Source organism: Bradyrhizobium sp. 14AA (genome assembly GCF_054185205.1).
This window is the reverse complement of sequence record NZ_JAVAYM010000026.1, coordinates 33,536-57,358: the sequence shown is the minus strand read 5'-3', so window position 1 is coordinate 57,358 and position 23,823 is coordinate 33,536. Positions and strand designations below refer to the sequence as shown.

Here is a 23,823-nt window from a genome sequence, read left to right as displayed (position 1 = left end):
GAAGCGATATCCGGGAATGCCGCGAAAGGTCCCGCATGTCGCTTCGCTCATGCGGGCTACGGCCACCGGGTGCGCGACCATGCCTACAGCGACGGCGCGAGCGACGTTTTCAGCAACGTCAGCAGCGCCTGCACTGCCGCAGCATTGCGCCGCCGTTCGGGGATCGCGGCCTTGACCCACAATTCCGGAATCGGAAAGTCGCGCAGCACCGGCTTCAGCGTGCCGTCGCGCAAGGCGTCAGCCACGAGATAATGCGAGATCAGCGTGATGCCGTTGCCGGCGATGGCACTGCGCGCCAGCACGTGTCCTTCGTTGGAGGAGAGCAGCGGGCTGACCTGGATGCTGATGCGGCCGCGCGGTCCGTCGAAGACCCATTCGGGGCCGGTCGGCATGAAGCTGAGGCAACGATGCTCGACGAGGTCGCGCGGATGCTTTGGCGCGCCGTGCTTCTTCAAATAAGTGGGCGAGGCGCAGAGCAGCCGCTTCAGCGGACACAGCGGCTCGTCCACCACGCCGCCGAAGGAATGCGGAAAGGCGCCGATGGCGATGTCAAACCCTTCGGTGACCGGATCGACCGGGCGATCGATCAGCACGATATCGAGCTTCAGCCGCGGGTTCTGGGTCTGGAATGCGCTGAAGGCGTCGGCGAGCCGCGCCACCGTCAGCGAGGTCGGCGCCTTGATGCGGAGGTGATCGACGAGATCGTGGCCCTTCTCGCCCATGCGGGAGAGCAGGTCGGTGGCGTCGCTCACGACGCCGCGCGCGCGATGCACGTAGCGCTGGCCGGCTTCGGTCAGCCGCAATTGCCGGGTCGAGCGGTGAAACAGCGGCGTGCCGATCCGCGCCTCCAGCTGCGTGACGCGTTTTGCCACAACCGAGGTCGAGACGCCGAGCTTTCGCGCGGCGGCCGAGAAGCCGGCCGCATCGGCGGTGGCGAGGAAGGCCTGGAGGTTCACGAGGATGTCCATGTCGACCTTTCGCGATTCGAGAAAGCTGATCGTATATTTTGGTGGATTGTAGCTTCATGCGCGTTAATTCATAGTCGCACCCAAGCAAGGAATTTTGGGAAGGAACGCGCGATGCGGGCCACGACGATCGAAGAACCGGCACGTCAGGTGCCGCTCTATGGCGAATATGAAGTCGTCGTGCTCGGCGGCGGGCCGGCCGGCATCGTCGCTGCGGCCTCAGCCGCGCGCGCCGGGCGCAAAACGCTGCTGATCGAGCGCTACGGCTTCCTCGGCGGCATGGGCACCGCGGCCGGCGTCACCAACTTTTGCGGCCTGCATGGCAATGTCTACGGCCAGGCCCACCGGCTGGTGCAAGGCATGGCGTCCGAGCTGCTGGCACGGATCGACCTGCTCAACGGCCTGAACACGCCGCACCTGATCCTCGGCAAGGTGTTTGCGCAGGCCTACGACACGGCGGCCTACAAGATCGCGGCCGATCAACTGCTCGCAAGCCACAAGGTGCACATGCTCTTCCACGCGCTCGGCGCCGGCGTGGTGATGGGGGACGACCGCCGCATCGACGCGCTGATGGTCGAGACCAAGGCGGGCCGTCAGGCGGTGCGCTCGGAGATCTTCATCGACTGCTCCGGCGACGGTGACCTCGCGGTCTGGGCCGGCGCGCCGTTCGAGATCGGCGATGAGCATGGCCATCCGATGTATCCCTCGATGATGCTGCGCCTCAACGGCATCGATCCTGACAAGGCCGGCGATGCCTGGCGCACCATTCCGCAATTGATGGAAAAGGCGGTCGCCGCCGGCACCCACACATTCCCGCGCAAGAGCGCGATCGTGCGGCCGCAAAAATCCGGCATCGAATGGCGGGTGAATTTCACCCAAGTGGCGCGTGAGGACGGCCATGCCATCAACGGCGTCGAGCCCGATGACCTCACCCGCGGCGAGATCGAAGGCCGCAAGCAGGCGCTCGCCGCCTTTGAATTCCTGCGCACCGTGCCGGGCTTCGAAAAGTCCTACATCGTCGACCTGCCGCCGCAGCTCGGCATCCGCGAGACCCGCCGCATCAGGGGCGGCTACCAGCTCAGCGGCGAGGACGTGCTCGGCTGCGCCTCGTTCGAGGACTCCATCGGCGTCAATGGCTGGCCGATCGAGGCCCATGTTTCCGGCGATGTCGTCTTCACCTTCCCGCCGATCCCGGAATCGCGTGGTTATAACGAGCTGCCTTACCGGATGCTGGTGGCGGAAGGCGTCGACAATCTGCTGGTCGCCGGCCGCTGTGCCTCGATGACCCATGAGGGCCAGTCGGCGGCGCGGGTCTCCGGGGCCTGTTTCGTGATGGGCGAGGCCGCCGGTTCCGCCGCCGCGCTGGCGCTTGCCGGAAACCGGATTCCACGCGAAATCCCCATTGAAAAATTGCAGGAAACGTTGAAACAACAGGGCGCCTTCATCGGGCGGGACCAGGTGGTGCCTGAGGGCCTCTGACGGACTGCAAGACAACCACGAGAGGAAACGGGATGATCGGAATTGCACGGCTCGCAGCTGCTGGCCTGTTGGCGATCATGGCGATGGGCACGGCGCAGGCCGAGGACGCGCTGAAGGCCAGGATCGGCGTGCTCCGCCTGTCATCCTCCGCGCCGGTCTTCATCGCGCAGGACAAGGGTTATTTCCGCGAGGCCGGTCTCGATGTCGAGCTGAAGTTCTTCGATGCAGCACAGCCGATCGCGGTCGCCACCACCTCGGGCGACGTCGATTTCGGCGTCACCGCCTTCACCGCGGGTCTCTACAATCTCGCCGGCAAGGGCGTGCTGAAGGTGATCGGCGGCATGAGCCGCGAGAAGGCCGGCTATCCCCTGATCGGCTATTTCGCCAGCAACAGCGCTTACGCGGCCGGCCTGAAGACGCCGAGGGATCTCGCGGGCAAGCGCGTGGCGATGACGCAGGTCGGCTCCTCCTTTCACTATTCGCTCGGCCTGCTCGCCGACAAATACGGCTTCAAGCTCGCGGACGTGAAGATCGTGCCGCTGCAATCGCTGTCGAACGCGGCTGCAGCCCTCAAGGGCGAGACCGTCGATGCGGCGCTTCTTCCCATCTCCACCGCGCGAAAACTGATGGACGAGGGCGGCGCGAAGTTTCTGGGCTGGGTCGGTGACGAGACGCCATGGCAGCTGGGCGCGGTGTTCGCCTCGCCGAAGACGCTGACCAACAAGGCGCTGGTGACGAAATTCCTCGGCGTGCTCGCGAAAGCCGACCGCGAATATCACGACGTGATCCTCGCCGCGATGAAGGACGGCGTGGCGCCGATCAACGAGCAGACAAAGCCGCTGCTGGAGATCATCGCCAAGTACACCAATCTGCCCGTCGAGCAGGTGGTCGGCAACTGCGCCTATATCGATCCCGACGGCAAGCTCGACGTGAAGAACGTCGACAACCAGATCAAATGGCTCCAGGAGCAAGGTTTCGCGGACAAAGGCTTTGATGCGAATGCGATCATCGCCAAGGATTATGTGAAGGCCGATTGATGCTCGATGTCGTCCCGGCGAAAGCGGGGACCCATACGCCGAATGGGAGTTGTGACGCAAAATGATCATTGCCTGTCCTCGCCAAATTCAATTCGGTGGTTATGGGTCCCGACCCCCGTGCGCATTGCGCACTAGGCCGGGACGACACTGAGGCCGTGGCATGGACCTGATCGCCAACCACATCTCCCATCGCTTCGGCGATCTCGCCGTGCTCGACGACGTCTCCTTCACCCTGAGTGCCGGCGAGGTGGTGGCGATCGTGGGGCCTTCGGGCTGCGGCAAAAGCACGTTGCTGTCGATCCTCGGCGGGCTGCTGCAGCCGACCTCGGGCGCACCCGAGCTGCGCGGCGCGCCGCCGGCGGATAGCCTCAATCCGCTGACCTTCGTGTTCCAGGACTTTGCGCTGTTGCCCTGGGCCACGGTGGAGGAGAACGTTGAATTTCCACTGCTGCACACCCAGCTCTCGGCCACCCAGCGCCGCGCGCTGGTCGACGACGCCCTGCGCCGCACGGGCCTGACCGATTTTCGCACGACCTATCCAAAGCAGCTCTCCGGCGGCATGCGCCAGCGCGTCGGCATTTCGCGTGCGCTCGCGGTCAAGCCCGCCATTCTCCTGATGGACGAGCCGCTCTCGGCATTGGATTCGCAGACGCGTGAGCTCCTGATGGAGGATTTCGTCCGCCTGCTTGCCGACGGCGGCATGGGCGCGGTCTATGTCACCCATAATCTCGAAGAAGCTGCACGGCTGGCCGACCGCATCGTGGTGCTGTCGCGGCGACCCGGGCGCATTCGCGAAGTGGTCACCGTGCCGATGACGCGCGCCGAACGCGGCGAGGCGGCGGCGCGGGAAAAGCTGCTCGCGCTGCAGAACCAGATCTGGTCGCTGATCCGCAACGAGGCCATCGATGCCGAGCGCGAGGTGCAGCATGCTTGATCGCGCGCCGGCGCCGGAAACAGCAGCGAAAGACGAGGCGACGCGGCGCGTCCGCTTTCGCGGCGCCGGCTTCGTGCCCGCGTCGAGCCGCTTCGGCGGCTGGATCGCGCTCGCGCTCGTCATCGCGGTCTGGCAGGCGGCGGGCAGCACCGGTCTTGTCAATCCGTTGTTCCTGCCGGCGCCATCGGCGATCGTGCGTGCGATCTACCAGCTCGCGGCGTCAGGCGCGCTATGGCAGCATCTCTCCGCCTCGCTGCTGCGCATCGGTGTCGGCTGGGTGCTCGGGACTGCCGCCGGCGTCGCCGTCGGCTTTGCCATCGGCCTGTCGCGGCTGGCGCGCAGCGTCGGCATCACCTTCATCTCCGCGCTGTTCCCGATCCCGAAGATCGCGCTGCTGCCGCTGTTGATCCTCTGGCTCGGCATCGGCGAGGAGCCGAAGATCGCGACCATCGCGCTCGGAGTGTTCTTCTCGACCGCGATCTCGGTCTACAGCGGCGTCGATGCGGTGCCGCGCAACCTCATCCGCATGGCGCAGAGCTTCAACGTGCCGTTTGCCACCATCGTGCGCAAGGTGATCTGGCCCGGCGCGCTGCCCGCGATCCTCGCCGGCTTCCGCATCACCGCGTCGGTGGCGCTATTGCTCGTCGTCAGCGCCGAGATGATCGGCGCGCAATACGGCATCGGCGCCTTCGTACTCCAGGCCGGCAATCTAATGCAGACCGATCAGCTGCTCGCGGGCGTCGTGATCCTGTCGGTGTTCGGGCTGGTGGTAGGGAAGGTGATCGGCTGGCTGGAGACGCGGCTGCTGCACTGGCGCTAACCGCATTCACCGCTGCCGTAGGGTGGGCAAAGCGAAGCGTGCCCACCATCTTCATCAATTGCGGACGCATGGTGGGCACGGCGCGTTGCGCCTTTGCCCACCCTGCGAGGCCCTCACGCGTTCCCGCGATCCTCGCGAAACAGATCCAGCTTCTGCTGCACGGGCCGATCCGAGAAGCTGAACAGCACGGCGTCCTCATCGGCCTCATGCGTGACCCATTGCCAGCTCGGCACCACGAACAGATCGCGCGGGCCCCACTCGAAGACGGCATCGCCGATCCGGCTGCGGCCACGGCCTTCGATCGGACAGAACACGGTCGCATCGGTCGATCGATAGCGCGCGGTCTTGAAGCCCTTCGGCAGCAGCTGGATGAAGGTGCCGATGGTCGGCATCGCGAAATCGCCGGTCTCGGGGTTGCTGAACTTCAGCTTCAGCCCGTGGCAGGCGTCCCACTCCTGGCTCGTCCGGGCCTTTTCCAGCGCCTCGCGGGTGTAGGCATAGGGATAGCTGAAGATCGGCGAGGTCTTCGAACTGCGCTTCACGTCGACCGGCAGCAGATTGTGGCCGTAGCGGGCAAAGCTGTCGCCGGCGGGCCTGGTGATCTTCTGCTGGTCTTCTTTCGAGCCTTCCGCGAAGGAGCAGTCGAAGAACTGCACCAGCGGGATGTCGAGGCCGTCGAGCCAGAACATCGGCTCGCTGGTCTCGTTGGAATGATCGTGCCAGGTCATCGACGGCGTGATGATGAAGTCGCCGGGCTCCATCGCGGTGCGTTCGCCGTCCACCGCGGTGTGGGCGCCCTTGCCTTCGAGCACGAAGCGCAGCGCCGACTGGCTGTGCCGATGGGCGGGCGCGACGTCGCCGGGCACCACCATCTGCACGCCGGCATAGAGCGAGGTCGTGATCTTGGACTGGCCGCGCAGGCCCGGATTCTCCAGCACCAGCACTCGCCGCTCGGCTTCCTTGGCGGTGATCAGCTTGCCGGCCTCCGTCATGTAGTCGCGGATGATTTCGAACTTCCAGAGGTGAGGCCTGCAGGCGCTCTTCGGCTCCGGCGTGATCAAATCGCTCATCACCGTCCACAGCGCGGTGAGGTTTTCGCCGTCGATCTTCCGGTAGAACGCCTCGCGTTCCGGGGTCTTGGTCACGGCTTCCATGGTGCGGCTCCCGTTCGTCTTGTTGATTGACAGTATACTGACGATCTGGCTAGCGTCAACGTGGCCGGTTATCGGTTGTCGTCATTCCGGAGCGATGCGATAGCATCGAATCTCGAGGTTCCGGTTTCTCGCTTGGCGAGCCCCGGAACGACAAGAACGTATGGGAGGTCTCGATGAAGCTGCACGGCTATTTCCGCTCCAGCGCCGCCTACCGGGTGCGGATCGCGCTGAACCTGAAGGGTCTCGGCGCCGAGCACCTGCCGCATCATTTGCGCAAGGGCGAGCAATGCGCGCCCGCCTATCTGGCCATCAACCCGCAGGGGCTGGTGCCCGCGCTGGAGAGCGATAGCGGTGCGGTGCTGACCCAATCGGTCGCGATCATCGAATGGCTCGACGAAACCCACCCCAATCCTCCGCTGCTGCCGAAGGACGCGTTCCAGCGCGCCAAGGTGCGGGCGTTCGCGCTGGCGATCGCCTGTGACACCCATCCGGTGCAGAATTTGAAGGTGCTGGCGCGGCTGCGCGAGCTGGGCCTGCCCGAAGAGAAGGTCCAGGACTGGGCGGCGTGGGTCAACCGTGAGGGGCTGTCGGCCTGCGAGACGCTGATCAGAGACGAGCCGGGCCCGTTCTGCTTCGGCGATGCGCCGACGCTCGCCGATCTCTGCCTGGTGCCACAGCTCGCCAATGCGCGTCGTTTCGGCGTCGACGTCTCGGCCTATCCGCGCCTGCTCGCCGCAGAAGCGGCAGCAAAGGCGCTGCCGGCCTTCGCCAATGCCGCGCCGGAGAAACAGCCCGATGCCGAGTAAGCCCGCCACTCCGATCACGATCGACGCGGTCTATGCCGCGCCGGGCTATCTGTTCCGGCGCATGCAGCAGATCGCGGTCTCGATCTTCATGGAGGAGTGCAAGGCGTTCGATCTCACCCCGGTGCAATATGCGGCGCTGATCGCGATCCACACCCATCCCGGCATCGACGCGACGCGGCTCTCGGCCGTGATCGCCTTCGACCGTTCCACGCTCGGCAGCGTGATCGAGCGGCTCCAGGCCAAGGACTATATCGAGCGCAAGCCGGCGCCCGAGGACAAGCGGATCAAGCTGCTCCACCTCACCAAGTCGGGCGCCGCGATCCTGCGCGAGATCATTCCCGCCGTCGAGCGTGCCCAGGCGCGCATGCTGGAACCGCTGAAACCCACAGACCGCAAGGCGCTGATGGGGCTTTTGGTGCAGCTCGTCGATCTCAACAATGAAGCATCAAGGGTGCCGTTGCGGGCCGAGGATGCGCTGGAGCATCTGGGGAAGGCGGGGTGAGCTTGCCGCGCAGGTGCGTCATTCTCCGTCGTCGTCCCGGACAAGCGAAGCGCAGATCCGGGACCCATATGTGGCGACGCCGTCGCCTCACATCCTCAGCAACGCCTGCCTATCGATCTTCCCCGTCCCCGTCTTCGGCAGCTCGTCGGTGAAGATCACTTCGCGCGGATATTTGTAGGGAAGCAGCTTGCCCTTGACGTAATCCTGCAAGCGCCGCGTCGCTTCGCCCTGATCGGCGGTACTGTTGTTCATCACCACCACCGCCTTCAGCGTCATGCGGCGATCCGGCAGCTCGGCCGCAAACACCGCGCATTCGCGGATGTCGGGGTGGTCGGCGAGGCACAGCTCGACTTCGAGCGGGTAGACCCACTGGCCCGAGATCTTGATCAGATCGTCGGCGCGGCCGCGGAAGAAGTGGAAGCCATCGGCATCCCGAACGAAACGGTCGCCGGTGTAGATCCAGCCGCCCTCGCGGATGGTCTCGGCGGATTTGTCCGGTCGGTTCCAGTACAGCGGCGTGTTGGAATCGCCGCGCACCCACAAGATGCCCTCTTCGTTGTCGCCGACCTCGCGGCCGTCCTTGTCGCGCAGCGCGACCTCGTAGCCGGGCACGCGCAGGCCCGCGGCGCCGAGCTTCTTCCGCTCGGGGCGGTTGGAGAGATAGATGTGCAGCACCTCGGTCGAGCCGAGGCCTTCGACGATCTCGAGGCTCGTGAGCGTCTTCCAGCCGTTGAACACCTCGGCGGAGAGCACTTCGGCGGCCGAGAGCGCCATGCGCAGCGACGAGAAGTTCGTTTTGTTGGCGCCATCGGCCTTGGTCAGCGAGGTATAGAGCGTCGGCAGGCCGAAGAAGATCGTCGGCTTGTACTGCTCGATCGCCGCGAAGATCGCGGCCGGCTTCGGCTGGCCCGGCAGCAGCAGCGTCGCCGCCCCGGCCGAGAACGGGAAGGTGACGGAATTGCCAAAGCCGTAGGCGAAAAAGATCTTCGGCACGGAGAAACAGACGTCATCCGGCGTCAGCTTCAGCACGTTCTGCGCGAAGGCGACCTCGCTATAGGCCATGTCGTGCTGGAGATGCACGATGCCCTTGGGCCGGCCGGTCGAGCCGGACGAGTACATCCAGAACGCCATCTCGTTGCGATGGGTGTCCGCTTCCGCCAGCTCCGTCGGGAATTGCGCAAGCCAGCCTGCTGCCGCGAGTGCCGAAGGCGCAGCGTGGTCGCGTACCTCGCCGTTCACGACGATCAGCGTGCGCAAATCGGTGTCCTTGCAGGCTTCCGCGTTGAACCGCGCGCAGAACTCGGCATCCGCCACCGCAACGCTCGCGCCGGAATCGGCGAGATAGAATTGCAGCAGGTCCGGCGGGGTCAGCGTGTTGATCAGGAGCGGCACGAAGCCCGCCCGCACCGCGCCGAAGAACGCGGCGGGATAGGCCGGCGTGTCGTCGAGGAACAGCAGCACGCGATCGCCGCGCTTCAGGCCGAGCGATGCAAAGCCGTTGCCCCAGCGGCAGGCTTCCGCACAGAGCTCGGCATAGGTCCGCGTGCCAGCCGGCCCGATCAGTGCAAGTCTGTCGCCGTGCCCCTTGGCGAGATTGTCGAACAGCACGCGGCTGGCGTTGTAGTGTTGCGGAACGGCAAAGCCGATCTCGCGCGCGCCCGGGCTATCGGCGGGCACCTGGTCGCGAATCTCGTTGCTCATGCCTCGTCCTCGCCGTTCTTCGCGGCCTCGTAACGCGCCATGAAGGCGGGCGACATCGTCCGCAGCCGGGAATCGTCGATGCGGCCCGAGCGGGTGATGTAGCTGTAGGCGAAGTCCATCAGGTCGAGCTGCATGTGCTGGGCAAAATGCTCGTACCAGAATGCGCTGGTGCGCGCCGCGTTGACGAGTTTCTGCACCACCGGTTTTCGCGCAGCTTGATAGCGATGCAGCGCGGTCGTCAGATGCGCATCCGATTCCAGCGCCTTGACCAGCGCGATCGAATCCTCGATCGCGAGCCGCGTGCCCGAGCCGATCGAGAAATGCGCCGAGTGCAGGGCGTCGCCGATCAGCACCATGTTCTTGAATGACCAGTGCTCGTTCCAGACCCATGGAAAATTGCGCCAGACCGATTTGTTGGAGACGAGGCAATGGCCGCCGAGCGTGTCGGCAAACACCTCCTCGCAGACGCCCTTGGACTGCTCGACGTCCTTGTAGGCGAAGCCATAGGCCTGCCAGGTGGCGTGGTCGCATTCGACCAGGAAGGTGCTCATGGTCGGCGAGTAGCGGTAGTGATGGGCGTTGAAGGCGCCGCGGTCGGTCTTCACGAAGGTCTGCGACAGCGTGTCGAAGCGCTTCGAGGTGCCGTACCAGACGAACTTGTTGGAGGAATAGGACAGCGAGGTGCCGAAATCACCCTCATAGCCGCGGCGCACCAGCGAGTTCAACCCGTCGGCGGCGACGATCAGATCGTGGCCGTTGAGCTGGTCGATCCCGTGGATCTGCGTGTCGAAGCGCGGCGTGACTCCGACGTCGAGCGCACGCTGCTGCAGGAACTTCAGGAGCTCGAGCCGCCCGATCGAGGAGAAGCCGACCCCGTCGATGGCGACGCTGTCGCCGCCGAGGTTCAGCGTGATGTTCTCCCAGCTCTCCATGTGCGGCGCGATCGCATCGACCGTCTCGGGGTCGTCCGCGCGCAGGAATTCCAGGGCCTGGTCGGAGAACACGACGCCAAAGCCCCAGGTCGCGTCGGCCGGGTTCTGTTCGAACAGGTCGACTTGATCCTCGGGGTGACGCTTCTTCCAGAGATAGGCGAAGTAGAGCCCACCGGGCCCCCCGCCAATCACGGCGATCCGCAACGTCTGCCTCCCTAATTGACAGTATACTTACTATCTAGGGGTAGACTAATGTGCTCCGACGTCCGGCGCCAGCGGAATTATCGGCAAGGCCGGCACGCCAAAGCTCGCTTTCGGACGCACGTCTTGCGCGTGTCCGAAATCCTCAGGCATGAATGATAGCCAAACCGGGCCGGATTGGCCACCCAGGGTCAGACGCAGCGCTTCACGTAGACGCCGTCCACCAGCACCCTGGTACAACGGACAACCGGAACCGGCTTGCGGACCACGACGGCCGCGTTCGGTCCGGCGCAACCGGCGCGATAGACGCCGCGGGCGCACACCACCGCATTGGCGTCGGTGGCCTCGAACGTCATGGTTGCGGCGAAAGCGAACAGTGCAGAAGCGATGAGCAGGAACGAGCGCATGTGGTCCTCCCGGTTTTGTCGTGATTGAAATCGAATATCCACAAAGGCTTTGTCGCGGCGGACGTGCGAAAATTCATTTGCGCACGCCGCCAAATATCGATGCGCGCTTCAGCGCGTGAGTTGCGCGCCGTTCTATCGCGCCGCGAACGGCGCCAGCACGTCCTTGCATGCGGGCGACAGCGATGCGGCATTGCTGGCGACGCACTGCACGATACGGCCGCCGCCGGGCGCGACGCCGGCGCAGAGCGTGCGGATGTCGGCGGCGCAGGCCGAGCGGATGATGAACAGCTCCTCGCGCGGACGCAGCGGGCGCAGAACGATCACGGTCGGCGCGGCCGCCGGTGCTGCTGCCGCTGCAGGAGCCGCGCCCGCAGGCGCTGCCGCGCCGCCACCCGCCGCGGCGCTCAAGGCCTTCTCGCAGGCCGGCGAAACCTTTGCCTTGTTCTTCTCCAGGCATTCGGCCGCGGCGGCGCCGCCCGGCGGCACGCCGGCGCAAACCTTGGGATAGTCGGCGCGGCACGCGCTCCTGACAGCTGCGACCTGCGCGGTGCTCGGCTGCTTGGCCGCGGCAGCCTTCGGCGCCGGCGCGGCGGCCGGCGCCGCTTCGGTCTTTGCCGGCTCGGATTTGGCCGGTTCGGATTTGGCGGGCGCCGCTTCCGTCTTCGGCGCCGCTGCGGGCTCGACCGCGCGAACCGCGGCCTGGCATCCCGATGACAGGCTCGACATGTTCTTCTCGAGGCACTGATAAGCTTCCACGCCGCCGGGCGTCACGCTGGAGCAGTGCGCCATGAAGTCGGAGCGGCATGCGGACCGCATGGCGCTCTTCTGAGCCTCGGTCGGGGCTTGCGCGAATGCGCCTGTTGCAGTTGCGAAGAGCGCGGCAGCCATCAACGCGCTGCGCGTTGATGCATGTTTCAACGTGTTGAACATCTGGGTGAATTCCTGCCCTGTCGGTAACGCCGACGATTTTCAAAAGTGATGCAAGCGCAATCGTCGCGAGCAATGGCTCGCGAGCGGCATCTTTGGCCGCTTTGGCCTCTACCGCAAGTAGATATTACCTGCGCAATTGCGACGTAACTACGTCGTCAGAGTCTGATCATGCGCTTGCCGCGGTTCTCGCCCGCAAGCAATCCGATCAGCGCTGTCGGCGTGTTCGCGAGGCCATCGATGATGTCCTCCTGCACCTTCAGCTTGCCGGATTTGACCCAGCCCTGGAGCTCGGCGAGCGCGCGCTGGCTGTCCTTCATGTAGTCCATCACGATGAAGCCCTGCATCACGAGCCGCTTCACCACGATCAGTCCGGGCACGCCGCGCGGGCCGTGCGCGGAGGGCGCGCCGTCATATTGCGAGATCGCGCCGCAGCAGGCGATGCGGCCGTAATTGTTCATCTGCGGCAGGCAGGCTTCCAGAATCTCGCCGCCGACATTGTCGAAATAGACGTCGATGCCTTTTGGCGCAGCTGCGCGCAGCGCCTTGAACACGGCTCCGTCCTTGTAGTCGACGGCGGCGTCGAAGCCGAGCTCGGAGGTCAGCCAGCTGCACTTGTCGGCGCCGCCGGCGATGCCGACCACGCGGCATCCCCTGATCTTGGCGATCTGTCCGACGATCGAGCCGACCGAGCCCGCGGCCGCCGAGACCACCACCGTCTCGCCCTCTTTGGGCTTGCCGATCTCGAGCAGGCCGAAATAGGCGGTGAGGCCGGCGATGCCGAACACGCTGAGCAGATGCGTCATCGGCTCGAGCTTCGGCATTTTCGTGAGGTGCTTTGCAGGCACGGCGGCATATTCCTGCCAGCCGGTGTCGCCGAACACGATGTCGCCGGGCGCGAACCCCGGCGCCTTCGAGCTGACGACCTCGGCGATGGCCCCGCCGGCCATCACGCTGTTCGCTTCGACGGCCGAGCGATAGGTCGCGCCGTGCATCCAGGCGCGGTTGGCGGCGTCGAGCGAGATGTAACGCACGCGCAGCAAGACCTCGCCGTCGTTCGGCTCCGGTCGTGCGCTCTCCACCATCTTGAAGTGCTCGGGCCCGAGCTTGCCGCTGGGCTTTTCCACCAGGAGAATCTGATGATTGACACTGCCGCTCATGGCGTTTCCCTCTTGGCTTGTTTGACGATTATTGATGCAGCCGGCGCAAAGAAAACGTGCAAGCCGCATGCGTTGTGCGCTGCATGAAGGCTAGATCGCGGCCTGCGGTTTCGCAACGGGAACCTCCCGGCATCGCGGTGCACCCAAGCGTGTTGCGTCGTCGTCATATCTGCGACATCATGAAGCGGTCGGTGGTGTGGGGGTCTTTCAATGGCGAACAGGTTTACGCAATACATTCTGTCCGCGATGGTGCTGGGCATCGTCATGGGGGCGGCGATTTTCAACTTCCTGCCCGACACGCGAGCCGAATGGGCCTCCTCCATCAACCTGATCGCCATGATGTTCCTGCGCCTGATCAAGATGATCATCGCGCCGCTGGTGTTCGCGACCCTGGTTGGCGGCATCGCGCATATGGGAAGCGGCTCTCGGCTAGGGCGCATCTTCGCCAAGACCATGGGCTGGTTCGTCAGCGCCTCCTTCGTGTCGCTGCTGCTCGGCCTCGTCATGGTCAACCTGCTCCAGCCCGGCGCGAACTTCCCCGGCACGCTGCCCACGGCGGGGCAATCGACCGGATTGCCGGTCTCGGCCTTCTCGATCGAGAAATTCCTGACCCATCTGATCCCGACCTCGATCGCGGACGCGATGGCGCAGAACGAAATCCTCCAGATCGTGATCTTCGCCGTGTTCTTCTCGGTGGCGATGGGCTCGATGCCCGAGCGCTCCAAGCCGATCCTGGCGATGATCGACGACGTCGCCCACATCATGCTCAAGGTGACGAGCTACGTGATGCTGTTCGCGCCGCTCGCGGTCTGGGCGGCCATCACGGCCACGGTCGCCAAGAACGGCCTCGGCGTGCTGTGGAAGCTCGTCGTCTTCATGGGCGGCTTCTATCTCGCGCTTGGGATCCTGTGGGCCATCCTGATGGTCGTCGGCTTCATCGTGATCGGGCCGAGATACAGCCATCTGCTGAAGCTGATCCGCGAACCGCTGATGATCGCGTTCTCCACCGCGAGCTCGGAGGCGGCCTATCCGAAGACGCTGGAGGGGCTGACCAAGTTCGGCGCCTCGTCGCGGATCTCGAGCTTCGTGCTGCCGCTCGGCTACTCCTTCAACCTCGACGGCACGATGATGTATTGCACCTTCGCCAGCATCTTCATCGCGCAGACCTATCACATCGAGATGTCGCTCGCGACGCAACTGGCGATGCTCGCGACCCTGATGATCACCTCCAAGGGCGTCGCCGGCGTGCCGCGCGCGTCGCTCGTGGTGATCGCCTCGACGCTGTCGCAGTTCGGCATCCCCGAGGCGGGCCTGTTGATGATCATGGGCATCGACACGTTCCTCGATATGGGACGCAGCGCCACCAACGTGATCGGCAACTCGCTTGCGACGGCCGTGGTCGCGAAATGGGAAGGCGAGCTCGGGCCCGAGCACGAGCTTGGACCCGGCGAGGCGACGACGCCGGACATGGTGCCGGGCGAGCTGCCCGCGATGGCCGGCCATTGACGGGAGTGCGTCATGCGCCTTTCAACGGCGATTTCGGGCGTCCTGTCGCTGGCAGCGTGTCTGCTGGCAACCGCCGCCTTGGGGCAGACCGGCGGCAGCGAAGGGCTTAGCCCGACGCTGTCGGCCATCAAGAGCAGTCACACCGTGCGGCTCGGCTATCGCGAAAGCTCGCCGCCGTTCTCCTTCATGGACCAGGCCAACCGTCCGATCGGCTACAGCCTCGAGCTCTGCGAGGCCATCGTCGAGGAGATCGGCGTCGAGGTCGACGATCCCAATCTGAAGATCGACTACGTCAAGGTCACCTCGGACGACCGTATCGACGCCGTGCTCCAGAACAAGATCGACCTGGAATGCGGCTCGACCACCGCCAATGCCGAGCGCGGCAAGCGCGTCGCCTTCTCGCCGCTGATGTTCGTCGCCGGCACCAAGCTGATGGTGCCGAAGGCGTCGAGTGTTGCGGCCGTCACTGATCTCAAGGGCAAGACGGTCGTGGTGACGAAGGGCACCACCAACGAGCAGGCGATGCATGCGGCCGACAAGAAGTTCTCGCTCGGCCTCAACATCGTCGCCTCGCCCGACCACGAGCAGTCGTACCAGATGCTCGTCGACGGCAAGGCCGATGCGTTCGCGACCGACGACATCCTGCTCTTCGGCCTGATCGCGCGCCACAAGGCGCAGGACAAGTTCCGCGTCACCGGCGATTACCTGTCCTACGACCCCTACGGCATCATGTTCAGGAAAGGCGAGCCGCAGCTCTCCGCTGTGGTCGAGCGCACCTTCCGCAAGCTCGGCTCCAACCGTGACCTCGTCCCGCTCTACAACAAATGGTTCACCGCGAGGCTTCCCACCGGCGAACGGCTCAACGTGCCGATCTCGTTGCAACTGGAGGAAGCGTTCAAGGCGATGGACGATTCCGCGAGCGCGAATAATTAGCGTTGGTATGCGGCGATCTCGCTGCACCCTCTCCCCTTGTGGGAGAGGGTGTCTCGCCGCGCAGCGGCGAGACGGGTGAGGGGTCTCTCTCCGCGACCCCATCTCCTCCTGGACGCGCGGAGAGAGACCCCTCATCCGGCGCTTCGCGCCACCTTCTCCCACAAGGGGAGAAGGATTGCACCGCCCGCGTGGCGCTCAGCTAGCTTCCTGCAAACACCCGGTCCAGCGCCGCGTCATACGCCGCCTGCACCAGCGCCGGATGCCGCTTCGCCAGCGCCTCCATCATCACGCCGGAATTGATCTCCAGCACGCGCCATGTGCCATCGACGCGCACCACGTCGATCGACGCGAAGACGATGCCGATGGCGCGCGCGGCCTCGATCGCCAGCTTCACGCAGGCCGTTCGAACCTCGCCGCCCTCCAGCAACACCGGCTTTGCGCCGGCATCGAGATTGTGACGCCAATCCATGCCACGCTGCTTGCTGTAGACGACGAGTGGCACATCACCGAGCAGCACCACGCGGACCTCGTCCTCGATCGCGACATAGGGCGAGATCACGAGCCCTGCGCTCATCGTAAAGACCTCGCCAACCGCGTGGTCGAGTTCCGCCTCAGTCGTCACCTTGAACACCGAGCGCCCCGATGTTCCCTCGTTCGGCTTCACCACCACGCCTAGCGGATGATCGTGCAGCAGCTCGAGCATTGCCTCTCGCCAGGTGGGGCCAACAACCTTCTCGCCCAGCTTTGGATTGAGGAAGAGGTGATGCGGAATGCAGGGCACGCCTGCCGGCGTCAGCGCCTCGGCAGTGGCCGATTTGTCGTTGGCCAGACGGTGCGCGATGGCGCTGTTGAGGCCGATGTCGTAGCCGAAGGCGAAGTGGCGCTGCTCGCCCCGGCGCATCGCGATCAGCCAGCCACCGGCGCGGACATCGACGGCAATGCCGTGGTCCGCACAATAGCGCCTGATCGCCTGGACGAAGATCCGCTCGCCGTCTGCCATGTGCCTTCGTCGCTCGTTTCAGTGTTCCTGGCGCCAAAAGCCGCAAAAATGCGGGAAACGGCGCCAAACCGGGGTGAAAATCAGAGCTATTCTTAATGAAATTCTCGCGAGCGTGACGGAAATTAAGTGCTGCATTCGAGCCTTGGAGGGAAAAGAAATTGCCCTCCGCCCGCGCCCGACAGCAGATTCGTTAATGATGTGACCAGTTCTGCGGCAAATGCCGGTTTGACCGGCGTCAATTGCATCCGGAACGAGGTTGATTATTGGTCTCAATGGCGTAGATCACACACGCGAAATCCTCCGCCATGGCAATGGTGTCCGCCCCGCTTTCAGGGGCCGGGCAACGCTTTTGCCCTAAAACCGCAATTATTCGGAATATCGAAAATCATGAGCGCGTTTTACCGAGAGAAGGTTCTTTCCGTCCAGCACTGGACCGACACCCTGTTCAGCTTCCGCGCCACCCGCGACACCGGCTTCCGTTTCCAGAACGGCCAGTTCGCCATGATCGGCCTCGAGGTCGACGGCCGCCCGCTGCTGCGCGCCTACAGCATGGCAAGCGCCAACCACGAGGAAGAGCTCGAGTTCTTCTCGATCAAGGTGCAGGACGGTCCGCTGACCTCGCGCCTCCAGAAGATCAAGGAAGGCGACACCATCCTGGTCGGCCGCAAGGCGACCGGCACGCTGATCACCGACAACCTCATTCCCGGCAAGCGGCTGATGCTGCTCTCGACCGGCACGGGCCTCGCGCCCTTCGCCAGCCTGATCAAGGACCCCGAGGTCTACGAGCAGTTCGACTCGATCGTGCTGGTGCATGGCTGCCGCCAGGTCTCCGAGCTCGCCTATGGCGAGAAGCTCGTCGCGAATTTGCGCGAAGACGAATTGTTCGGCGAGCTGCTCGCGGACAAGCTGATCTACTACCCGACCGTGACCCGCGAGCCGTTCAAGAACCGCGGCCGCATCACCGACCTCATCAACTCCGAGCAGATATTCAACGACATCGGCCAGGGCCCGCTCAACATCGAGACCGACCGCGTCATGATGTGCGGCAGCCCGGCGATGCTCGAAGAGCTGAAAGTGATGTTCGAAGGCCGTGATTTCATCGAGGGAAGCGGCAACAAGCCCGGTCACTTCGTGATCGAGAAGGCCTTCGTCGAGCGGTAAGCGCCGCTCGCCATCTCGGTGTCGTCCTGGCGAAAGCCAGGACCTATAGCCACCGAATCAAGTTTGGCGAAGACCGGCGGCTGTCAGTCTTCGTAACAACCCCGATTAGGGGTAATGGGTCCTGGCTTTCGCCAGGACGACGGCGGTGGGTAAGGCGTCATGCGCGGCTAGCCCCACCCCACCCCCACCCCTCTGCTGCACCGCAAAAGCCTAACCTCTCGGCTGATTGATTTGCCTTGGCCGAATTCGCTAGCTTGAAACAAGGGCCGCGTCATATCCGTATGACAGGCGCGGGCGTATCGTACCGCCTCATGCTGGCGAGAGGATGGGAATCGTGGCCGACGACAACAAGATTCAGGAATCGCCCAAACGTCTGGCGCTGGCGGAAGAGGGGATCATGGAAACCCTGCTGCTTCCGTTCTCCCCGCGCTTCATCATCCTGACGATCTGCGCGGTCGTCACCGCGCTGCTGATCGGCGTCGGCATCGCGGACCGGAGGATATTCGGCATCCTGCTGATCCCGATCGCGATCTTCGGCGCCCTGACGCTGCTCGGCGTGCGCGATCTCATGCAGAAAAGCCACGCGGTGCTGCGCAATTACCCGATCTCGGCGCATATCCGCTTCCTGCTCGAAGAGATTCGCCCGGAGATGCGGCAGTATTTCTTCGAGAGCGAGAAGGACGGCATGCCGTTCTCGCGCGACACGCGCGCGGTGGTCTATCAGCGCGCCAAGATGCAGCTCGACAAGCGTCCGTTCGGCACCCAGGAGGACGTCTATCGCGAGGGCTATGAGTGGATGCATCACTCGGTGTCGCCGAAGGCGCATGCCGAGGAGAGGTTTCGCGTCACCATCGGCGGGCCGGACTGCGCAAAGCCCTATTCGGCCTCGGTGTTCAATATCTCCGCGATGAGCTTTGGCGCGCTCAGCCCGAACGCGGTGCGTGCGCTGAACGCCGGCGCCAGGAAGGGCAGTTTCGCACACGACACCGGCGAGGGCGGCTTCAGCCCCTATCACCGTGAGATGGGCGGCGACATCATCTGGGAGATCGGCTCCGGCTATTTCGGCTGCCGCCATCTCGACGGGTCGTTCGACCCCGAAGCGTTCGCGCGCGTCGCCGGCCAGGACCAGATCAAGATGGTCGAGCTCAAGATCAGCCAGGGCGCCAAGCCCGGCCATGGCGGCGTGCTGCCGGCGGCGAAGGTCTCGGAAGAGATTTCGAAAATCCGCGGCGTTGCCATGGGCGAGGATTGCATCTCGCCGGCCTCGCACCGCGCCTTCTCGACGCCAACAGGGATGATGCAGTTCATCGCCGAAATGCGAAAGCTTTCCGGCGGCAAGCCGGCCGGCTTCAAGCTGTGCATCGGCCACCCCTGGGAATTCCTGGCGATCTGCAAGGCGATGCTGGAGACCGGCATCTATCCTGATTTCATCGTCGTCGACGGCAATGAAGGCGGCACCGGCGCTGCGCCACTGGAGTTCATGGACCATCTGGGCATGCCGATGCGCGAGGGTGTCAATTTCGTCCACAACGCGCTGGTCGGCATCAATGCGCGCGACCGCATCAAGATCGGCGCGTCCGGCAAGATCGCCACCGCCTTCGACATGGCCCGCGCGATGGCGATCGGCGCCGACTATTGCAACTCGGCGCGCGGCTTCATGTTCTCGCTCGGCTGCATCCAGTCGCTGAGCTGCCACACCGACCGCTGTCCGACCGGTGTCGCGACGCAGGATCCGACGCGCGCACGTGCGCTCTATGTGCCGCTCAAGATCGATCGCGTGCACAACTACCACCATGCGACGCTGCACTCGCTGACCGAGCTGATTGCCGCGGCCGGCCTGACCCACCCGCAGGAGCTGCGCCCGATCCACTTTACCCAGCGCACGTCGACGACCGACGTCAGATCCTTCGCGCAGCTCTATCCCGCGCTGCGCCCGGGCGAGCTGCTCGAAGGCACCGAAGACCGGCGATATCGCGACGCCTGGCGGATGGCGCGGTCGGAGACGTTTCAGCCGGCGCTGTGAGTGTCGGTGGCCTTGCAAGGCCACCGGCTTCAGCGCATAACTTCATTGCGAATAAGGCTGCGTTTAACGCTTGGTTCAACTTTGGGTGTGGGCTGTCCCCATGGACGAACGGCGCGACAAGGCAAGACACCGCGTGCTGAAGGCCGGAACGATCGAGTTCGGCGGCGGCGCGATCGACTGCACCGTCCGTAACTTCTCCGACACCGGCGCAGCCCTCGACGTCACCAGCCCCGTCGGCATCCCCGAACATTTCACCCTGTTCGTCCCGGCCGACGGAAAGCATCTGTCCTGCACCGTGGTCTGGCGCAAGGAAAAGCGGATCGGGGTGAGGTTCGGGTGAGGGTTTGGCGATTGGAATTTCGTTCGCCGTCACGACGACAGTGCACCCTCTCCCCTTGTGGGAGAGGGTGGTTGCGCGAAGCGCAGCCGGGTGAGGGGTTCTCTCCACGCGCACATCTGCGAGAGAGCAATCTGCGGGGGCAACCCCTCATCCGGCGCTTCGCGCCACCTTCTCCCACAAGGGGAGAAGGGAAGCGACGAGCGGAGTTGCTCACGCCGCGGCCTGCTCGCCCCGCCGGCTCGCCAGGATCTTGTCGATCCGTCGTCCGTCGAGATCGATCACCTCGATATGCCAGACCCCGAGGTCGAAGGTGTCGCCGACATCAGGCAGCGCGTTGAACTGTTGCAGCACGAGGCCGGCCACTGTGTTGTAGCGGTGCGGCGGCAGCTCGATGCCGAGCAGCTCGCCGAATTCGTCGACCGGCATCCAGCCGGCGACCAGCAACGAGTCGTCGGCGCGCTTGACGTAGGCCGGCTCCGGCGGACCCTCCTCGGAATGGAAGGCGCCGACGATCGATTCCAGAATGTCGGCCGCCGTGACCACGCCTTCGAATGCGCCGTACTCGTCGTAAACGAACCCGACATGAACTGGAGCAGCCTTCAGGATCGCGAGCACGTCGCGGGCATCCGCCGAGGCGGGAATGCCTGGCGCATCGCGGACGAGCGAACGCAGATCGGGCGCGCGTTCGTTCATGTACGCGACCAGCAGGTCCTTGGCCTGGAGCACGCCGATCGGCTTGTCGCGATCGCCGTCCGAAGCCGGAAAGCGCGAATGCGGGCTTTTTGCGATGATCGCCCGGATGGTTTCCGGTGCGTCGCTCAAATCGATTTCGTCGACCTCGGTGCGCGGCGTCATGACGGCGCCGACCGGCCGGTCGCCGAGCCGCATCACGCCGGCGATCATCTCCTTCTCGCCCGGCTCGAGCACGCCGGCGCTTTCGGCTTCGCTGACGAGGTGATGGATCTCGTCCTCCGAGACCTTCTCCTCGGCCTTGCCGCCACGGCCGAGCAGCGTAAGGATCAGCTTGCCGGAGAGATCGAGCAGGAAGACCAGCGGCAGCGATATCTTCGCAAGCACGTGCATCGCAGGCGCGACCCTGACCGCGATGCTTTCGGGGTCGCGCAGCGCCACCTGTTTCGGCACCAGCTCGCCGACGATCAGCGTCGCGTAGGTGATGAGCGTAACGACGATGCCGACGCCGACGATGTCGGCAATCCCTGCGGACAAGCCGAGCTCGACCAGCCATTGCGTCAGCCGTTGCCCGAGCGTCGCGCCCGAGAACGCGCCGGAGAGCACGCCGACCAGCGTAATGCCGATCTGCACCGTCGAGAGGAATTTGCCGGGATCGGCCGCCAGCGTCAGCGCCCGCTCGGCGCCGCGCACGCCCTTGGCGGCGAGCAGCGAGAGGCGGGCCGGCCGCGACGAGACCACGGCCAGCTCGGACATGGACAGCAGGCCGTTGATGACGATCAGGACAACAACGATGACGACTTCGACGGAGAGCATTGACCTTCCAGGGGTAAGCGAGTGTGGCCGGATGGCGGCACAAGCATTGATATAGGTATTCGGCGAGGAAATGCCGGCAATTCTGTTGCATTCCTCCCCACGAGGGAACCTCGTGCCCGGCGGTATTCCGGACGGCCGCGACGATACGACACCCCGCGGAACTACGGGCCGCTGCTTAACGGGCTCTTAGTGGCCGCCCGCTAGGTTTTCGGCATTTGTAGAAAAGTATTCGGGGACCCAGGATGCGAATCGGGAAGCTCTTCGCGCTGTCGATGCTGACGGTGACGGTTTTTGCAGTCATCCTTGGCGCCGAGGTGCTGATACCGCAGGCGCGCATCTTCACGAACCGCTCCGACGCGATCAAGACGGTCGACGCTTTTGGCGCGACCCTGATGGTCAGCCAGCAGGTCGCCGGCCTTCGCGCCCCCTACATTGGACCGATCTTTCAGGAAACCGCCGCGACGCAGGCCCAGATCGACGCTGCCACGAAGGCCGGGAAAGCCGCCGATGCCGCCTTCGAGGGTGCAAGGCGAGCCATCATGGTGCTGGATGACGGCGCGGCGATGGCCGAGATTCTCGACCGTGCCGCACGGCGGCTGAAGGAGATCAACGCAGCGGCGGATCGCGCCATGAGCGTTCCGCTGGCGGCGCGCGACGGTGCTGCGATCAAGGGCTACCTGCCCGGCGTCGCCGAGGTCCTCGCCGGCATCGAACCGGTCATGAACCGGCTCGAAGCCAAGGTCATCAACGCCGATTCCTCGCTTGCTGCGCTGCTGAGCCTGGCGCGAACGGCGCAGGATCTGCGTGTCGCGGCCGGCAGCCGCGCGGCCTCGCTGTCGCCGGCGCTGAGTACGCGCCGGCCGCTGACGGCGGCGGAATTGTCGCTGATGGATCGCATGCAGGGACGCGTGGAGGCCGACCGCGAGCGTATCGAGGCCGGCACCGACCAGCTCGGAAATCCGCCCCGCATCGCCACCGCGTTCAAGGCGGCGACGGAGTCCTATTTCGGCACCGCTGCGCTCGCCGTCGAGAAGGAGATGCCCGCGGCACGCGGTGACGGCAAATACACCATCGGGGCCGACGACCTGGCGAAGGTCATCGTGCCGGCCATCCAGATGTTCTACGGCGTGCGCGACGCCGCGCTGGCGGAAGCTGCCGAGCGCGCCTCGTCCTCGCGCGATGGCGCGTTGGCGATGCTGGCGCTTGCGGGCGTGGCCGTGCTGGCGCTGCTCGGAACGCTCGGTGGCGTGACCATGATGCTGCGCAGCCGCGTGGTGACGCCGCTGAGCCGGCTCGCGGACGTGATCGCGACGCTCGCCGCTGGACGGCATGAGGTCGAGATCCCCGCAACCGGCCGCAACGACGAGATCGGCCAGGTTGCCGGCTCGCTCCAGCACTTCAAGGATTCGCTGCTCGCCCAGAAGGCCGCCGACCAGGCGGCCGCAATCGAGGCCGAGGCGAAGCTCAAGCGCAGCCAGCGCATGGACCAGATCGCGCGCGACTTCGAAGCCATGATCGGCGACGTCATCAATACCGTCTCGTCGGCATCCTCGGAGCTCGAGGTATCGGCGGGAACGCTGACGAGCACGGCCGATCAATCGGAAAAGGTCACTGCGACCGTCGCGGCCGCGTCCGAGCAAGCCTCCACCAACGTGCAGACCGTTGCCGCGGCCGCGGAGGAAATGGCATCCTCAGTCGACGAGATCAGCCGGCAGGTCCAGGACTCCGCGCGCGTCGCCAGCGAGGCTGTGCAGCAGGCGGGGCGGACCAACGACCATGTCGGCGAGCTCGCCAAGGCCGCGGGGCGGATCGGCGATGTCGTCGAACTCATCAGCCAGATCGCGGGCCAGACCAATCTGCTGGCGCTCAACGCCACCATCGAGGCGGCGCGCGCCGGCGAGGCCGGCCGCGGCTTTGCGGTCGTCGCGTCCGAGGTCAAGGCGCTGGCCGAGCAGACCGCCAAGGCCACCGGCGAGATCAGCCAGCAGATCACGGGGATCCAGGCGGCGACGGAGGAGTCCGTCGGCGCCATCAAGGCGATCGGCGACACCATCACCCGCATGTCCGAGATCGCGTCCGCAATCGCCTCGGCGGTCGAGGAGCAGGGCGCGGCGACGCGGGAGATTTCCCGCAACGTGCAGCAGGCGGCGCGCGGCACCCAGCAGGTCTCCGCCAGCATCGTCGACGTGCAGCGCGGCGCGAGCCAGACCGGATCGGCATCCTCCAACGTGCTCACGGCAGCCAAATCGCTGTCGGGAGAGAGCACCCGTCTCAAGACCGAGGTCGGAAAGTTCCTGGACGCGATCCGGGCCGCGTAACAAGGTCGTTG

21 protein-coding genes are annotated in these 23,823 nt (G+C 65.0%); 12 read left to right on the top strand and 9 right to left on the bottom strand.

What is annotated here, in order from left to right:
• Positions 1-83: 83 nt before the first annotated feature.
• Positions 84-968, bottom strand: coding sequence for a LysR family transcriptional regulator (locus RAD15_RS34975; RefSeq protein WP_458183267.1), 885 nt, complete (start codon positions 966-968; stop codon positions 84-86).
• Between the two features lie 111 nt (positions 969-1,079).
• Between RAD15_RS34975 and RAD15_RS34970 the strand changes: the two genes are divergently transcribed.
• The 4 genes from RAD15_RS34970 (at position 1,080) to RAD15_RS34955 (ending at position 5,235) form a co-directional block, all read left to right on the top strand.
• Positions 1,080-2,444, top strand: a complete 1,365-nt coding sequence (locus tag RAD15_RS34970; protein ID WP_458183266.1) for an FAD-dependent oxidoreductase — start codon at positions 1,080-1,082, stop codon at positions 2,442-2,444.
• A 32-nt stretch (positions 2,445-2,476) separates the two neighbouring features.
• Positions 2,477-3,481 (top strand): ABC transporter substrate-binding protein, encoded by a 1,005-nt coding sequence (locus tag RAD15_RS34965; protein WP_458183265.1) that lies wholly within the window; start codon positions 2,477-2,479, stop codon positions 3,479-3,481.
• 160 nt (positions 3,482-3,641) lie between these two features.
• The gene (locus tag RAD15_RS34960) at positions 3,642-4,415 is read left to right on the top strand and encodes an ABC transporter ATP-binding protein (RefSeq protein ID WP_458183264.1); all 774 of its coding nucleotides are present in this window, start codon (positions 3,642-3,644) and stop codon (positions 4,413-4,415) included.
• Positions 4,408-5,235, top strand: a complete 828-nt coding sequence (locus RAD15_RS34955) for an ABC transporter permease (RefSeq protein WP_458183263.1) — start codon at positions 4,408-4,410, stop codon at positions 5,233-5,235. The genes RAD15_RS34960 and RAD15_RS34955 overlap by 8 nt, the downstream gene beginning before the upstream one ends.
• A 113-nt stretch (positions 5,236-5,348) precedes the next feature.
• On the opposite strand, the gene gtdA is transcribed toward RAD15_RS34955, so the two are convergent.
• Positions 5,349-6,389, bottom strand: coding sequence for a gentisate 1,2-dioxygenase (gtdA, locus tag RAD15_RS34950; RefSeq protein ID WP_458183262.1), 1,041 nt, complete (start codon positions 6,387-6,389; stop codon positions 5,349-5,351).
• Between the two features lie 173 nt (positions 6,390-6,562).
• Here gtdA and maiA point away from each other — a divergent pair, with 173 nt between their 5' ends.
• Entirely contained in the window at positions 6,563-7,195 is a 633-nt protein-coding gene (gene maiA, locus RAD15_RS34945; protein WP_458183261.1) for a maleylacetoacetate isomerase, read from the top strand.
• Complete coding sequence (locus RAD15_RS34940; protein ID WP_458183260.1) at positions 7,185-7,697, top strand: MarR family winged helix-turn-helix transcriptional regulator; 513 nt, start codon at positions 7,185-7,187, stop codon at positions 7,695-7,697. The genes maiA and RAD15_RS34940 overlap by 11 nt, the downstream gene beginning before the upstream one ends.
• 87 nt (positions 7,698-7,784) lie before the next feature.
• Here the strand turns inward: RAD15_RS34940 and RAD15_RS34935 are convergent, their stop codons facing one another.
• The 5 genes from RAD15_RS34935 to RAD15_RS34915 form a co-directional block, all read right to left on the bottom strand.
• Positions 7,785-9,398: a benzoate-CoA ligase family protein gene (locus tag RAD15_RS34935; protein WP_458183259.1), complete on the bottom strand. Its 1,614-nt coding sequence runs from the start codon at positions 9,396-9,398 to the stop codon at positions 7,785-7,787.
• Entirely contained in the window at positions 9,395-10,534 is a 1,140-nt protein-coding gene (locus RAD15_RS34930; protein ID WP_458183258.1) for an FAD-dependent monooxygenase, read from the bottom strand. Before RAD15_RS34930 ends, RAD15_RS34935 begins: the two co-directional genes overlap by 4 nt.
• Positions 10,535-10,722: 188 nt before the next feature.
• Entirely contained in the window at positions 10,723-10,938 is a 216-nt protein-coding gene (locus RAD15_RS34925; protein ID WP_458183257.1) for a hypothetical protein, read from the bottom strand.
• A gap of 132 nt (positions 10,939-11,070) precedes the next feature.
• Positions 11,071-11,868, bottom strand: coding sequence for a cysteine rich repeat-containing protein (locus RAD15_RS34920; protein WP_458183256.1), 798 nt, complete (start codon positions 11,866-11,868; stop codon positions 11,071-11,073).
• Positions 11,869-12,023: 155 nt separating this feature from the next.
• Positions 12,024-13,025 carry an NADP-dependent oxidoreductase gene (locus RAD15_RS34915; protein ID WP_458183255.1) on the bottom strand — a complete coding sequence of 334 codons (1,002 nt, stop codon included), beginning with the start codon at positions 13,023-13,025 and terminating at the stop codon, positions 12,024-12,026.
• 210 nt (positions 13,026-13,235) lie between these two features.
• On the opposite strand from RAD15_RS34915, the gene RAD15_RS34910 reads away from it, so the two are divergent.
• Positions 13,236-14,531 (top strand): dicarboxylate/amino acid:cation symporter, encoded by a 1,296-nt coding sequence (locus RAD15_RS34910; protein ID WP_458183254.1) that lies wholly within the window; start codon positions 13,236-13,238, stop codon positions 14,529-14,531.
• Between the two features lie 12 nt (positions 14,532-14,543).
• Positions 14,544-15,464: an amino acid ABC transporter substrate-binding protein gene (locus tag RAD15_RS34905; RefSeq protein ID WP_458183253.1), complete on the top strand. Its 921-nt coding sequence runs from the start codon at positions 14,544-14,546 to the stop codon at positions 15,462-15,464.
• Between the two features lie 199 nt (positions 15,465-15,663).
• On the opposite strand, the gene RAD15_RS34900 is transcribed toward RAD15_RS34905, so the two are convergent.
• Entirely contained in the window at positions 15,664-16,464 is an 801-nt protein-coding gene (locus tag RAD15_RS34900) for an ATP-grasp domain-containing protein (protein WP_458183252.1), read from the bottom strand.
• Positions 16,465-16,851: 387 nt separating this feature from the next.
• Here RAD15_RS34900 and RAD15_RS34895 point away from each other — a divergent pair, with 387 nt between their 5' ends.
• The 3 genes from RAD15_RS34895 (at position 16,852) to RAD15_RS34885 (ending at position 19,988) form a co-directional block, all read left to right on the top strand.
• On the top strand, positions 16,852-17,625 hold the full coding sequence (locus tag RAD15_RS34895; protein ID WP_458183251.1) for a ferredoxin--NADP reductase: 774 nt from the start codon (positions 16,852-16,854) through the stop codon (positions 17,623-17,625).
• Positions 17,626-17,950: 325 nt separating this feature from the next.
• Entirely contained in the window at positions 17,951-19,648 is a 1,698-nt protein-coding gene (locus tag RAD15_RS34890; protein WP_458183250.1) for an FMN-binding glutamate synthase family protein, read from the top strand.
• A gap of 100 nt (positions 19,649-19,748) precedes the next feature.
• On the top strand, positions 19,749-19,988 hold the full coding sequence (locus tag RAD15_RS34885; RefSeq protein ID WP_458183249.1) for a PilZ domain-containing protein: 240 nt from the start codon (positions 19,749-19,751) through the stop codon (positions 19,986-19,988).
• 210 nt (positions 19,989-20,198) lie between these two features.
• Here the strand turns inward: RAD15_RS34885 and RAD15_RS34880 are convergent, their stop codons facing one another.
• Positions 20,199-21,494 (bottom strand): hemolysin family protein, encoded by a 1,296-nt coding sequence (locus RAD15_RS34880; RefSeq protein ID WP_458183248.1) that lies wholly within the window; start codon positions 21,492-21,494, stop codon positions 20,199-20,201.
• Positions 21,495-21,736: 242 nt separating this feature from the next.
• Here RAD15_RS34880 and RAD15_RS34875 point away from each other — a divergent pair, with 242 nt between their 5' ends.
• Positions 21,737-23,812 carry a methyl-accepting chemotaxis protein gene (locus tag RAD15_RS34875; RefSeq protein ID WP_458183247.1) on the top strand — a complete coding sequence of 692 codons (2,076 nt, stop codon included), beginning with the start codon at positions 21,737-21,739 and terminating at the stop codon, positions 23,810-23,812.
• The last annotated feature ends 11 nt before the right edge of the window (positions 23,813-23,823 follow it).

Bases quoted from the DNA above. Each gene is read 5' to 3' on its own strand.
- RAD15_RS34880 (WP_458183248.1), bottom strand. From the start codon at position 21,494: ATGCTCTCCGTCGAAGTCGTCATCGTTGTTGTCCTGATCGTCATCAAC.
- RAD15_RS34960 (WP_458183264.1), top strand. From the start codon at position 3,642: ATGGACCTGATCGCCAACCACATCTCCCATCGCTTCGGCGATCTCGCC.
- RAD15_RS34875 (WP_458183247.1), top strand. From the start codon at position 21,737: ATGCGAATCGGGAAGCTCTTCGCGCTGTCGATGCTGACGGTGACGGTT.
- RAD15_RS34910 (WP_458183254.1), top strand. From the start codon at position 13,236: ATGGCGAACAGGTTTACGCAATACATTCTGTCCGCGATGGTGCTGGGC.
- RAD15_RS34975 (WP_458183267.1), bottom strand. From the start codon at position 968: ATGGACATCCTCGTGAACCTCCAGGCCTTCCTCGCCACCGCCGATGCG.
- RAD15_RS34955 (WP_458183263.1), top strand. From the start codon at position 4,408: ATGCTTGATCGCGCGCCGGCGCCGGAAACAGCAGCGAAAGACGAGGCG.
- RAD15_RS34935 (WP_458183259.1), bottom strand. From the start codon at position 9,398: ATGAGCAACGAGATTCGCGACCAGGTGCCCGCCGATAGCCCGGGCGCG.
- RAD15_RS34895 (WP_458183251.1), top strand. From the start codon at position 16,852: ATGAGCGCGTTTTACCGAGAGAAGGTTCTTTCCGTCCAGCACTGGACC.
- maiA (WP_458183261.1), top strand. From the start codon at position 6,563: ATGAAGCTGCACGGCTATTTCCGCTCCAGCGCCGCCTACCGGGTGCGG.
- RAD15_RS34905 (WP_458183253.1), top strand. From the start codon at position 14,544: ATGCGCCTTTCAACGGCGATTTCGGGCGTCCTGTCGCTGGCAGCGTGT.
- RAD15_RS34925 (WP_458183257.1), bottom strand. From the start codon at position 10,938: ATGCGCTCGTTCCTGCTCATCGCTTCTGCACTGTTCGCTTTCGCCGCA.
- gtdA (WP_458183262.1), bottom strand. From the start codon at position 6,389: ATGGAAGCCGTGACCAAGACCCCGGAACGCGAGGCGTTCTACCGGAAG.
- RAD15_RS34965 (WP_458183265.1), top strand. From the start codon at position 2,477: ATGATCGGAATTGCACGGCTCGCAGCTGCTGGCCTGTTGGCGATCATG.
- RAD15_RS34940 (WP_458183260.1), top strand. From the start codon at position 7,185: ATGCCGAGTAAGCCCGCCACTCCGATCACGATCGACGCGGTCTATGCC.
- RAD15_RS34885 (WP_458183249.1), top strand. From the start codon at position 19,749: ATGGACGAACGGCGCGACAAGGCAAGACACCGCGTGCTGAAGGCCGGA.
- RAD15_RS34900 (WP_458183252.1), bottom strand. From the start codon at position 16,464: ATGGCAGACGGCGAGCGGATCTTCGTCCAGGCGATCAGGCGCTATTGT.
- RAD15_RS34920 (WP_458183256.1), bottom strand. From the start codon at position 11,868: ATGTTCAACACGTTGAAACATGCATCAACGCGCAGCGCGTTGATGGCT.
- RAD15_RS34915 (WP_458183255.1), bottom strand. From the start codon at position 13,025: ATGAGCGGCAGTGTCAATCATCAGATTCTCCTGGTGGAAAAGCCCAGC.
- RAD15_RS34970 (WP_458183266.1), top strand. From the start codon at position 1,080: ATGCGGGCCACGACGATCGAAGAACCGGCACGTCAGGTGCCGCTCTAT.
- RAD15_RS34890 (WP_458183250.1), top strand. From the start codon at position 17,951: ATGGGAATCGTGGCCGACGACAACAAGATTCAGGAATCGCCCAAACGT.